7 protein-coding genes are annotated in these 13571 nt (G+C 65.0%); all 7 read left to right on the forward strand.

What is annotated here, in order from left to right; genetic code table 11:
• Window positions 1-4: 4 nt before the first annotated feature.
• A complete protein-coding gene (gene imuA / locus OKW35_RS40080) occupies window positions 5-712 on the forward strand; it encodes a translesion DNA synthesis-associated protein ImuA (RefSeq protein WP_184066899.1) in 708 nt (235 codons plus the stop codon).
• Entirely contained in the window at window positions 642-2111 is a 1470-nt protein-coding gene (locus OKW35_RS40085; RefSeq protein ID WP_429336272.1) for a Y-family DNA polymerase, read from the forward strand. The genes imuA and OKW35_RS40085 overlap by 71 nt, the downstream gene beginning before the upstream one ends.
• Before the next feature lie 19 nt (window positions 2112-2130).
• A complete protein-coding gene (locus OKW35_RS40090) occupies window positions 2131-5280 on the forward strand; it encodes an error-prone DNA polymerase (RefSeq protein WP_429554951.1) in 3150 nt (1049 codons plus the stop codon).
• 47 nt (window positions 5281-5327) lie between these two features.
• On the forward strand, window positions 5328-6287 hold the full coding sequence (locus OKW35_RS40095) for an SOS response-associated peptidase family protein (protein WP_429554952.1): 960 nt from the start codon (window positions 5328-5330) through the stop codon (window positions 6285-6287).
• A gap of 232 nt (window positions 6288-6519) precedes the next feature.
• Window positions 6520-8916, forward strand: a complete 2397-nt coding sequence (locus OKW35_RS40100; protein WP_090804194.1) for a phosphoketolase family protein — start codon at window positions 6520-6522, stop codon at window positions 8914-8916.
• Window positions 8917-8949: 33 nt separating this feature from the next.
• Complete coding sequence (locus OKW35_RS40105; RefSeq protein WP_429554953.1) at window positions 8950-11445, forward strand: glycogen/starch/alpha-glucan phosphorylase; 2496 nt, start codon at window positions 8950-8952, stop codon at window positions 11443-11445.
• Complete coding sequence (glgX, locus tag OKW35_RS40110; RefSeq protein ID WP_429554954.1) at window positions 11435-13531, forward strand: glycogen debranching protein GlgX; 2097 nt, start codon at window positions 11435-11437, stop codon at window positions 13529-13531. Before OKW35_RS40105 ends, glgX begins: the two co-directional genes overlap by 11 nt.
• Window positions 13532-13571: the final 40 nt, after the last annotated feature.

Genomic DNA, 13571 nt, shown 5'->3' on the forward strand with positions numbered 1-13571 from the left:
GCAAATGACAGCCCCCCTGCCAGCACCGGAAGCCATTCACCCGTCCTTGTGGCGGGCGTCCCAGCTTGGCGCTGGCCGCGGCCGCAGCGTCGATACCGGCTATCCGGCCCTGTCGGCGGAGTTGCCCGGCGGTGGCTGGCCGCTCGGCGCGCTGGTCGATCTGCTCGTGCAGCAGGCCGGCGTCGGCGAACTGCGGCTGTTGCAGCCGGCGCTCAGCGCCGTCGGCGAGCGTCCGCTCGTCTTCGTGCAACCGCCGCATACGCCGGACGGCCTCGGGCTCAACTACATCGGCCTGTCGCTGCAGCAGGTGCTGCGGATCAATGCGCCGAAAACCGCCGACGCGCTGTGGTCCGCCGAGCAGATCCTGCGCGCCGGCAGTTGCGGCGCGCTGATCTTCTGGGCGCAGTACGCGCAGGCGTCGTCGCTGCGCCGTTTGCATCTGGCCGCGCAGTCGTCGGAGACGCTTTTCATCATGGTGCGGCCGCTCGCCACCGCGCAGGAGGCATCCCCCGCGCTGCTGCGGCTCGCGCTCAGGCCATCGGCCGAAGGTCTCACCATCGACATCGTGAAACGACGAGGGCCCGCTCGCGCAGAGCCCCTGTCGATTCCCCTTCAACCCACTCCCGTTCTGCTTTCCCGACATGCGCGTCTTTCTCGCCGTTCATCTGCCAAAGTTGCCGCTCGAGGTCTTCAGACCGAAGTGGTCGCCTGAGCCCGCGCATGGCTGCGCGGTGCTGGAGAAAGACAAGGTGGTCATGGCCGACCCCGCCGCGCGCTCGGCAGGCGTGCGTCCGGGCATGAAGCGCGGCGGCGTGTTGACGCTGTCGCCGCAGACCGAAATGTATGAGCGCGATAGCGGCCGTGAAACGGCAGCCCATCGCGAGGTGGGTATCGCGCTGATGCGCTTCTCGCCCGAAGTCGCGCTGCTCGATGAGGCGACGGTCGTCGTCGAGATCGGCGCGAGTTTGCGGCTCTTCGGCGGCCTGCTCGCGCTGTGCCGCGATACGAAAACCATCCTCGACGCGCTCGGCTTCACCGCGCGCATCAGTGCCGCGCCGACCGGCCAGGGCGCGTGGCTGCTCGCGAAGTTTGGCAACCGGCGCGTGCTGAAGCTCGCGTCGCTCGACCAGCGCCTGTCCGCCCTGCCGATGCTCGCCGTGCCCGAAGTCCGCCCGTTCGCCGACTGGTTCACGGGCCTCGGTTGCGAGCGCATCGCCGATCTGCGCCGCCTGCCCCGCGCCGGCTTGCAGCGCCGCTGCGGCGAACATCTGCTCGACTCGCTCGACCGCGCGTTCGGGACCGCGCCCGAACTGTTCGACTGGCTCGAACTACCGCCCACGTTCTCGGCGCGCATCGAGATGCCGGACCGGCTCGAACACGCGGATGGCGCGGTGTTCGGCGCGCAGCGCCTGATCGTGCAACTGTGCGGATGGCTGTGCGCAAAACAGCTCGCGCTCACCGGCATTCGCCTATCGCTCGAACACGAGCGCGGACGCGCTGCGATCGAGCCGACCACGATCGACGTCGCACTCGGCGAGCCGACCTGGCGCGAAGAACATCTGATGCGGCTGCTCAAGGAGCGGCTGCATCGTATCGAGCTCGCCGCGCCCGTGATCGCGTTGCGGCTCGACGCGTCGAACGTCGAGTCGGCCGCGCCCGCGTCCGACACGCTGTTTCCCGAACCGGGCGGCTCGCAGGAGGATCACGCGCGGCTGCTCGAACTGCTGGTCGCGCGGCTCGGCGAAGAGAACGTGCTGAAACCCGCGCCGAGCGCCGATCATCGTCCGGAGATCGCGAACCGCTGGCTGCCGGTGTCGCAGCCGGTCAAGCCCGGCCCGCTGCCGCAGAATCTGCCCCGCCCGACGTGGATGCTCGACACGCCCGTGCGTCTGCTGATGCGCCAGCACCGCCCGTTTTATGGCTCGCCGTTGCGCATGGTGTCGCCGGGCGAGCGCATCGAGAGCGGCTGGTTCGACGGCGAGCTCGTCACGCGCGACTACTTCGTCGCGCAGGCGGACGACCAGAGCTGCTACTGGATCTACCGCGAGCGCGTGAGCAGCCGCGACGCGGAAGAAGAGCAACGCTGGTTCCTGCATGGCCTGTTCGGCTGATATGCGCGGATGAGCGGCCATGGACACCACCTTCACGATGCTGCCGGCGTATGCCGAGCTGTTCTGCTTTTCCAACTTCACGTTTCTGCGGGGCGCGTCGCACGCTGAGGAACTGGCCGAGCGTGCCGCGCAACTCGGCTACTCCGCGCTCGCGATCACCGACGAATGCTCGCTCGCGGGAGTCGTGCGCGCGCATGTCGCGGCGAAAGAAGCGAAGCTGCCGTTTATCGTCGGTTCGTATTTCCGGCTCGTCAACGCCGATGGTTCGCCGGCGTTCGGCCTGATCCTGCTCGCCCGCAACCGCAACGGCTACGGCAATCTGTCCGAGCTGATCACGCTGGCGCGCATGCGCGCGCCCAAGGGCGAATACCGGCTCACGCCGCAGGATCTGTCGCGGCCGGAGAAGGAGTATCGCCACCTGCTCGGCATGCCCGACTGCCTCGCGATTCTCGTGCCGGATTTCCCGGCCAGCGAAGACGCGCTCGATGCGCAGGTCGAATGGCTCGACGAAACGTTCACCGGCCGCGCATGGGTCGGCCTCGTGCTCCATCAACGCGCGATGGACGACCTGCATCGCGGCGCGGTCGAGTTCGTCGCGCGCAGCCGCGACCTGCCCGTCGTCGCGCTCGGCGAAGTCGTGATGCACGTGCGCTCGCGCAAGCCGCTGCAAGACACGATGACCGCGATCCGGGTCGGCAAACCGGTCCATCAGTGCGGCTATGATCTGGCGCCGAACGCCGAGCAGCATCTGCGCTCGAGGTTGCGGCTCGCCAACCTGTACCCGCAAGACGCGCTGGCCGCGACGGTCGACATCATGAGCCGCTGCACGTTTTCGCTCGACGAGCTGCGCTACGAGTATCCCGACGAGCTGGTGCCGGCCGGCCATACGCCGGCCTCGTATCTTCGTCAGGAAACCTATGTCGGCGCGCAGCGGCGTTTTCCCGCGGGGATTGCGCATCACGTGCAGCAGCAGATCGAGCATGAACTCGAACTGATCGCGGACCTGCAGTACGAGCCGTATTTCCTGACCGTCTACGACATCGTCCGCTTCGCGCGCAGCCAGCACATTCTGTGTCAGGGGCGCGGGTCGGCCGCGAACTCGGCGGTCTGCTACTGCCTCGGCGTGACCGAGGTGGACCCCGCGCGCGGCAACATGCTGTTCGAGCGCTTCATCAGCAAGGAGCGCGGCGAGCCGCCCGATATCGACGTCGACTTCGAGCATCAGCGGCGCGAAGAAGTGATCCAGTACATCTATCGCAAGTACGGCCGCGACCGGGCGGCGATCGCGGCGGCGGTGTCGACCTATCGTCCGCGTGGTGCGCTGCGGGAAACGGGCAAGGCGCTCGGCGTCGATCCGCAGATCGTCGATGCGGTCGCGAAGTCGCATCACTGGTTCGATACCAGTCGGGATCTGCTCGCGCGTTTCGCGGAATCCGGCCTCGATCCGAACCAGCCCCTGATTCAGGCCTGGGCGAAGCTCGCCTCGCAACTGCTGAATTTTCCGCGCCACCTGTCGCAGCATTCGGGCGGCTTCGTGATCAGCCGCGGCAAGCTCACCCGGCTCGTGCCGGTGGAAAACGCGGCGATGGCCGACCGCTCGGTGATCGAGTGGGACAAGGACGACCTCGAATCATTGGGCTTGCTGAAGGTCGACGTGCTCGCGCTCGGCATGCTGTCGGCGATCCGGCGCACCCTCGACCTCGTTTCGGAACAGCGCGGAGAACGTTTCGAAATGCAGGACATCCCCGCCGAGGATGAGGCGACCTACGCGATGATTTCGGCCGCCGATACGGTCGGCGTGTTCCAGATCGAATCGCGCGCGCAGATGAGCATGCTGCCGCGCATGCGGCCAGAGAAGTTCTACGACCTCGTCATCGAAGTCGCGATCGTGCGGCCCGGTCCGATTCAGGGCGGCGCCGTGCATCCCTATCTGCAGCGCCGTCAGGGCTTCGAGCCCGTGACCTATCCGAGCGACGCGTTGAAGACCGCGCTGGGCCGCACACTCGGCGTGCCGATCTTCCAGGAGCAGGTGATGCAGGTGGCGATTCTCGCGGCCGGCTTCACCGCCGGCGAAGCCGACCAGTTGCGACGCGCGATGGCCGCGTGGAAACGCAAGGGCGGACTCGAAAAATACTATGACCGCATCGTGCTCGGCATGCAGGAGCGCGGCTACGACCAGGCCTTCGCCGAGGCGATCTTCGAGCAGATCAAGGGCTTCGGCGAATATGGCTTCCCCGAAAGTCACGCGGCCAGTTTCGCGCTGCTGGTCTATGCGAGCAGTTGGCTCAAGCGTCACGAACCCGAAGCCTTTCTCGCCGCGATGCTGAACAGCCAGCCGATGGGCTTCTATTCGCCGTCGCAACTGGTTCAGGATGCGCAGCGGCACGGCGTCACGGTGTTGCCGGTCGATGTGACGATCAGCGGTTGGGACTCCTCGCTCGAACACCGTGCGGGGGCGACGCGCCCCGCCGTGCGTCTCGGTCTTTCGCTGCTGCGCGGCATGAAGGACGGCGCCGCCGAACGGATCGAGAACGCGCGCGCGGTTCGCCCGTTCGCGAGCGTCAACGATCTCGCACGCCGCGCGCAGCTCGACCGCAAAGACCTACATGCGCTCGCGGATGCGAATGCGTTGGCAGCGCTCGCGGGAAACCGCCGCGAAGCGCTGTGGCAGTCGGTCGTCGCGGTGCCGGACAAGGATATGCTCGCGGCCGCGGCGACTCAGGACGAAACGCCCGAACTGGGCGCACCGAGCGAAGCGAACGACATCGTCGCCGACTACCGTTCGCTCGGCCTGACGCTCAACCGCCATCCGCTGGAACTGCTCCGGCCGCAGTTGCTCGCGAACCGGCTGATGCCGGCCTCGACGCTGCGGACCTATCGCAACGGCCACCTCGCGCGCGGCTGCGGACTGGTGACGGTGCGTCAGCGTCCCGGCACGGCCAAGGGCGTCGTGTTCGTCACGCTCGAAGACGAGACGGGCAACGTCAATGTGATCATCTGGCCGAGTCTGCTCGAAAAACAGCGCAAAGAAGCGTTGGGCGCCGCGCTGCTCGCCGTATACGGCACGTGGCAGTGTCAGGGAGAAGTACGGCACCTCGTCGCGCAGCGGCTCGTCGACATGTCTCATCTGTTGGGCGAGTTGCAGACGACGAGCAGAGACTTCTGCTGACGCGAGCGCGCAAATGCGTATCATCGGAACAGCAAACGGAGGCATCCATGTGCTATTCGGCTCAGATTCTGGCGGACTACCGGCGCTACGTCCGCATGTTCGGCGCGCACATGAGCATCGAGGAATTCGCGCGTCTTTTCTTCGAACGCGCAGAGGACGGTCAGGCCAGGATTCCCAAAGCGATGGAAGACGCCTTCTCGGAACCGCAGTCCGACGCGCAACGGGAAGTCTGGGCGCTGATCGAGCGCTTCAGATCGCAGCAGACCGTGAAGCTCGAACAGGAACTGTTCAAACAGCGCACCCGCTTCGCCGATGCCGAGCGCTCTTTGCAGACCAAAGCCACCAAGGCGGCGACCGAGAGCAAACGGATCGCCAAAGACAAGATCGACCGCACGCTCGAGCGACTCGACGACCTCGGCCGAACCGCACCCAAAGCAGGCGACTCGCGCATCTTTCCAGGCTACTACGCGCCGGTGATGATGATGGAGAATGGCCAGCGCGTCGTCAAACCGATGCGCTATCAGTGCCGCCTGGCCGGCAAGCCCGCATCGTACGACACCCGCTATCCCGGCACGTACAACGCTCGTCGGGACAGTCTCGAAAGTTTCTGGAAAGCGCTATTCGGCTATTCGCATGGACTCGTGCTGGCCAGTTCGTTCTATGAGAACGTCTCGCGCGCGCGAATGGAAGGCCGCGAACCAGCGCCCGGCGAGAAAGATGAAAATGTCCGGCTCGAGTTCCGGCCCAATCCGCCTCACGACATGCTGGTCGCATGCTTATGGTCCCGCTGGAGCGGCAAAGGCGAGCCCGATCTATTGTCCTTCGCGGCCATCACCGATGATCCGCCACCCGAGGTGGCCGCTGCCGGCCATGATCGCTGCATCATTCCGATCAAGCCTGAGCATATCGACGCGTGGTTGAATCCCGATCCGCGCGATCTGGCAGCGTTGTACGCGATTCTCGATGATCGGGACCGGCCGTTCTACGAACATCGGATCGCGGCCTGAATACAAGACTCGGTTTCGCGGGCCGCGCGAGACGGTGTCGGATCATCCTTGCAATCTTCGCGCAGTAACATATTCTGCGTTATGGATGTTCATCGGCTGGCGAAGAATACCCGGTTGCAGAGGTCCGCCGACAGGCGCGATTCGGACCCCATCAATCATCGAAGCGCCTGCGCAGCGGGCCCGACACGATCCACACCCTCGGGTTGCGGCTGCAAGCACAGGAGACGTCGGTATGGGCAAACATCCCGCGGCGGACGCTTCGCAGCAGACCGCGCTCGGCAGCGACGAACTTCAGCTGATCGATGCGTGGTGGCGCGCATGCAATTATCTTTCGGTCGGCATGATCTATCTGCTGGACAACCCGCTGCTGCGGGAGCCGCTGAAAGTCGAACACGTCAAGTATCGCCTGCTCGGACACTGGGGCGCGAGCCCGGCGTTATCGTTCGTCTGGGCGCATCTGAACCGCGTGATCAAACGCGACGATCTCGATGTCGTCTTCATGGCCGGTCCCGGACATGGCGCACCGGGCGTGCTCGGCCCCACCTATCTGGAAGGCACCTACTCGGAGATCTATCCGGACAAGAGCGCGGATGCCGAGGGCATGCAGAAGTTCTTCAAGCAGTTCTCGTTTCCCGGCCATATCGGTTCGCATGTGACGCCGGAGACGCCCGGGTCCATCCATGAAGGCGGCGAGCTTGGCTACAGCCTGTCGCATGCGTATGGCGCCGTGCTCGACAACCCGGACCTCATCGTGGCCTGCGTGGTCGGCGATGGAGAAGCGGAGACCGGGCCGCTCGCCACCGCGTGGCATTCGAATAAATTCATCAACCCGGCCCGCGACGGCACCGTGCTGCCGATCCTGAATCTGAACGGCTACAAGATCGCCAATCCGACCATCCTGTCGCGCATCAGCAGCAGAGAACTGGAAGCGCTCTTTGTCGGCTACGGCTACACCCCGCATTTCGTCGAAGGATCGGATCACGCGGAAATGCATCGGAAGATGGCGCACACGCTCGATACCGTGCTCGGCGAAATTCGCGCAATTCATCGGCAGGCACGCGCGAACGGCAATCTCGAGCGGCCGCTCTGGCCGATGATCGTGCTGCGCACGCCCAAGGGCTGGAGCGGACCGAAGCAGATCAACGGGCACAAGGTCGAAGGCTCGTGGCGCTCGCATCAGGTGCCTTTTTCAGATGTGCGCAACAACTCCGCGAATCTCGAAGTGCTCGAAGAATGGATGCGCAGCTACCGGCCCGCCGAACTTTTCGATGCCGAGGGCCGGCTGATCCCCGAACTCAAGGCGCTGTCGCCCCAAGGCCCGCGGCGCATGAGCGCCAATCCGCACGCGAACGGCGGCGTGCTGCGCCGCGAACTGAAGCTGCCCGACATCCGCGCGTACGCGGTGGATGTGCTGCACGCGGGCAAGGTGCTGCAGGAGAACACGCGGCCACTCGGCGAGTTTCTGCGCGACACGATGCGCGCGAACATGAACACCTTCCGCGTGTTCGGCCCGGACGAAACGGCCTCGAACCGTCTGCAGTCGATCTACGAGGTCAGCAAGAAGGTGTGGATGGCCGAGATGCTCCCCGAGGACGAGGACGGCGGCGAACTGGCGCGCGACGGCCGCGTGATGGAGATGCTGTCCGAACACACGCTGATGGGATGGCTCGAAGGCTATCTGCTGACGGGCCGCCACGGCTTCTTCCATACCTACGAAGCGTTTGCGCACGTGGTGGATTCGATGTTCAACCAGCACGCGAAGTGGCTCGACATCAGCCGCAATCACGTGCCATGGCGCGCGTGGGTGTCGGCGGAAAACATTCTGCTGTCGTCGACCGTGTGGCGGCAGGATCACAACGGCTTTTCGCATCAGGACCCCGGCTTCATCGATCTCGTCACCAACAAGAGCCCCTCGGTCACGCGCGTCTATCTTCCGCCCGACGCGAACACGCTGCTGGTGGTCGCCGACCACTGTCTGCGCACCACCGACTGCATCAACGTGATCGTCGCCGACAAGCAGAAACACCTGCAATTCACCACCATCGACGAAGCCGTCGTGCACTGCGCCAAAGGCATCGGCGTGTGGCGGCGCGCGAGCAACGACGAGGACGCCGAACCGGACGTGGTGATGGCCTCGTGCGGCGACGTCGCCACCCAGGAAGCGCTGGCGGCGACGGCGATCCTGCGCGAACGTCTGCCCGAACTGAAGCTGCGTTTCGTCAACGTGGTCGACCTGTTCAGGATGCAGCCGGCGAGCGAGCACCCGCACGGCTCGACCGAACGCGAATTCGACAGCCTGTTTACGACCAATAAGCCGGTAATCTTCAATTTCCACGGTTACCCGTGGCTGATCCACAAGCTCGCTTATCGCTTTCGCAATCACGAGAATCTGCACGTGCGGGGCTACAAGGAGAAAGGCAACATCAACACGCCGCTCGAACTGGCGATTCTTAATCAGGTGGACCGCTTCAATCTGGTGATCGACGTGCTCGACCGCGTGCCGCGCTTGCAGGGCAGATCCGCGCATCTCAGGGAAGACATGAGGAACGCGATCGTCAGCAACCTGAACTATGCGCATACGCATGGCACGGACCGCGCCGAGATCGTCGACTGGGTCTGGCCCTTCTGAACGTCACGCGCAGCATGCACCGAGGAAAGCATCATGGCCGACGCTCCCACCACGACCTCGCAGCAAAGCGCGGATGCAGCGCGCACCGGCCTGAGCGCCGCCGCGCTCCAACGCGGCGTGCTCGACAATCTGCTGTGCCTGCGGGGCCGCTATCCGGCGATCGCTTCCCCGCATGACTGGTACATGGCGCTCGCGTATAGCGTGCGCGACCGGCTGCTGGCCCGCTGGGCAACCTCCGTACAGACCTACGCCGGAAGCGATGTGCGGGTCGCCTGCTACCTGTCCGCCGAGTTCCTGATCGGCCCGCAACTCGGCAACAACCTCGTCAATCTCGGCATCGAGGCCAGCACACGCGAAGCGCTGCGCGCGCTCGGCGTCGACCTCGATATGCTGCTCGAACTCGAGGAAGAGCCGGGGCTCGGCAATGGCGGACTTGGCCGCCTCGCGGCCTGCTATCTGGATTCGCTCGCAAGTTTGGAAATACCGGCCATCGGCTATGGCATCCGCTACGAGTTCGGCATCTTCGACCAGCAGATTCGCGACGGCTGGCAGGTCGAAACCACCGACAAATGGCTGCAAAAGGGCAATCCATGGGAGATCGTGCGCCCGGAGGTTGCGTACTACGTGGGGTTCGGCGGCAGCACCCACAACGAAACCGATGCACGCGGGCACCTGTGCGTGCGCTGGACACCCACACGCCAGGTCAAGGGCGTGGCTTGCGACACGCCGATGCCCGGCTATCACGTCAACACGTGCAACACCTTGCGGCTGTGGAAGAGCGAGGCGGTCGAGTCGTTCGACCTGCAGGACTTCAACGCCGGCGACTATTACGAGGCCGTCAACGAAAAGGTCATCTCCGAGACGCTGTCGAAGGTGCTGTATCCGAACGACGAGCCCGCGATCGGCAAGCGCCTGCGTCTCGCGCAGCAGTACTTCTTCGTGTCGTGCTCGCTGCAGGACATGCTGCGCCTGCTCCAAATCAAGGGCGAACCGGTCGGACACTTCGCGCAGTTGTTCAACGTGCAGTTGAACGACACGCATCCGTCGATCGCCGTCGCCGAGCTGATGCGTCTGCTGGTGGACGACAGGCAGGTGCCGTGGGACGAGGCCTGGGACATCACGCGGCGCGCGCTCGCGTACACCAATCACACCCTGCTGCCCGAAGCGCTCGAAACCTGGGGGCTGCCGCTGATGCGCAACCTGCTGCCGCGCCTGCTCGAAATCATCTACGAGATCAACCGCCGCTTCCTCGACGAGGTCCGGCAGCGCTATCCGGGCGACGACGCGCGCATCGCACGCATGTCGCTGATCGACGAGCGCGGTGACAAGCTCGTGCGCATGGCGCATCTGGCGACGGTCGGCAGCCACGCGATCAACGGCGTCGCCGAACTGCATTCCGGGCTGCTCAAGCAGACCGTGCTGCGGGACTTCGCCGAATTGTGGCCCGAGCGCTTTCACAACGTCACGAACGGCGTCACGCCGCGCCGTTTCATGCTGCTTTGCAATCCGGCGCTCGCGCGGCTGCTCGACGAGACCATCGGCGCTGGCTGGGTCACTGATCTCGCGCGACTGCGCAAGCTCGAAGCCTATGCCGACGACGCCACGTTTCAGCAGCATTGGCGTAGCGTGAAGCAGGCGAACAAGACCGTGCTCGCCGAGCATATCCGGAGCGTCACGGGCATCGGCGTCGACACCGCCGCGCTGTTCGACGTGCAGGTCAAGCGCATCCACGAATACAAGCGGCAACATCTGAACGCGTTGCTGATCGTCACGCTGTACCGGCGCCTGCTGCGTGATCCGCAGCTCGCGCTGACACCGCGCTGTTTCGTATTCGGCGGCAAGGCGGCGCCCGGCTACGCGACGGCCAAGCTGATCATCCGTTTGATCAACGGCATCGCCGAAGTCGTGAATAACGACCCGATGGTGAACGGGCGGCTGAAAGTCGTGTTCTATCCGGACTTCAATGTGAAGAACGCGCACTTCATCTACCCTGCCGCCGACCTGTCCGAGCAGATTTCGACGGCCGGCAAGGAAGCATCGGGCACCGGCAACATGAAGTTCATGATGAACGGCGCGTTGACGATCGGCACGCTCGACGGCGCCAACGTCGAAATCCGCGAAGAGGTCGGCGACGAAAACTTCTTCCTGTTCGGCCTGAGCGCCGACGAAGTGGAACGTGTGAAGCGCGCGGGTTATCGCCCCGCGGACTATGTGAAGGACGACGCGGAACTGAGCGAAGTGCTGCAACTGATCGCCGACGGTCATTTCTCGCGAGGAGACCGCGAGATGTTCCGCCCGCTGATCGACAATCTGACGCACGCGGACCCGTTTCTCGTGCTCGCCGACTACGCCGCCTACGTGGCGCGTCAGGACGACGTGAGCGCCGCCTGGCAGGACACGCGGCGCTGGACCCGGATGTCGATCCTGAACACCGCGCGCTCGGGCAAGTTCTCTTCCGACCGCGCCATCGGCGAATACTGCGACAAGATCTGGAAGATCCGCCCGATGAGGATCACCCTTGATCAATGACCCTGAAACGGGATCGGTGCGTGCTCATGCGGTTCGCTCCGGGTCGCGGTTTCCCGTGGGCGCGTCGGCGGCGCCCGGCGGCATCAATTTCTGCATCTTCTGCCGTCACGCGACGCGCGTCGAGCTGTTGCTGTACGACGCGGCTGACAGCCCCGAGCCGTTTCAGATCATCACGCTCGCCGCCGCTTGCAACCGCACCTTCTACTACTGGCATGTGATGGTCGAAGCGCTGCCGTTCGGCACCTACTACACGTGGCGGGTGGACGGTCCGCGCGATACGCGCTCTAGCGGCCACGCGTTCGACGCCGACAGGGAACTCCTCGACCCGTATGCCCGCGCGGTCAGCGACGTGCTGTGGACGCGGCCTGCGGTCGGCCAGCCGAATCCGGACGGGCACAAAACCCACCGCGCGATCGTGACGGAACCCCTGCCCTCGCCCCTTGGGCGTATCTCGCGCGGACTCGACGACGCGATCATCTACGAGCTGCATGTCGGCGGCTTTACACGTGATCCGTCGAGCGGCGTGCAGCATCCCGGTACCTTCGCCGGCCTGATCGAAAAGATTCCGTACCTGACGCAGCTTGGCGTGACCCACGTCGAGCTGCTGCCGGTGATGGCCTTCGACGAACAGGACGTTCCGCCCGCCACGGCGGCCCTCGGCCTGAGCAACTACTGGGGTTACAGCACGCATAGCTATTACAGCCCGCATCCTCGCTACTGCCGCGATCCCGCGCGCGCGCCCCAGGAGTTTCGCGCGCTGACCGACGCCATGCACGCCGCGGGCATCGCCGTGCTGCTCGACGTCGTGTTCAACCATACGGCCGAAGCGGGCGAGACGGGCCCCGTCATCAACTTCAAGGGCCTCGTCAACGATATCTTCTACCACCTCGACGCGGCCGACCGGCGCCGCTACCGGGACTACACCGGCTGCGGCAACACGATCAATTGCAACCATCCACTGGTGACGACGTTCATCGTGCGCTGCCTCGAATACTGGGTGGAAGAACTCGGCGTCGACGGCTTCCGGTTCGATCTGGCGAGTATCTTCGCGCGCGACCAGCGCGGCGAGCTGATGGTCGATCCACCGCTGCCCTGGGCGATCGAGTCTTCGCGTGTGCTGTCGCGCGTGCCATTGATCGCGGAGGCGTGGGACGCCGCCGGCATGTATCAGGTCGGCGCCTTTCCCGGCATGGCATGGGCCGAGTGGAACGGCCGCTATCGGGACGTGATTCGCCGTTTCGTGCGCGGCGACCCGGGGCTCATCGGGGCGGTCGCCACCTGCATCGCGGGCAGTTCGGACCTCTATGCGGACGACGGCAGGCTGCCCAACAACAGCGTCAACTTCGTGACGTGCCACGACGGCTTCACGCTGATCGATCTCGTCAGCTACGAATCGAAGCACAACGAAGCCAACGGCGACGAGAATCGCGACGGCTGCTCCGACAACCTGTCGTGGAACTGTGGCGCCGAGGGCGGGACCGGCGACGCCCAGATTCTCGGTCTGCGACATCGCCAGGCGCGCAACGTGATGGCCATCCTGTTCCTGAGTCTGGGTGTGCCGATGACGCTCGCCGGCGACGAGGTGCTGCGCAGCCAGCGCGGCAACAACAACGCCTATTGTCAGGACAACACCCTCAGCTGGTTCGACTGGACACCCACTGAAGCCGGCTCGGCCATGTCGCGCTTCGTGCGCGAGTTGATCGCGCTGCGCAAGCGCCACGCAAGTTTGCGGCGGCGGTATTTCCTGACCGGCCGGCCCTCGCCGGGGCAGACTCGGCCGGATGCGGCATGGCACGGCGAGCGCCTGAACGAGCCGGGCTGGCACGATCCAGGCACGCGGCTTCTCGCCGTCACGCTGGGCGGCGAAGAGCCTGGCGAGCCGGCACTGCACGCGGTGTTCAACATGGACGATTGCGCCCGCACGGTCCAGTTGCCCGCGTCCGACGGGCGGCACTGGCGGCGTATCGTCGATACCGCGCGCGACAGTCCGCATGACATCGTGCAAGCGGCGCAACAGGGCGCTGTCGAAAGCGATCAATTTCGCGTGGAGGCACGCAGTGTCGTGGTTCTGGAAGAAGCGAGCTGAACCGACGCAAATAACCCGGGTTCTTGTCCTCTAACGTCGA

This window comes from Paraburkholderia sp. MM5477-R1 (assembly GCF_050436385.1).
GTDB lineage: Bacteria > Pseudomonadota > Gammaproteobacteria > Burkholderiales > Burkholderiaceae > Paraburkholderia > Paraburkholderia tuberum.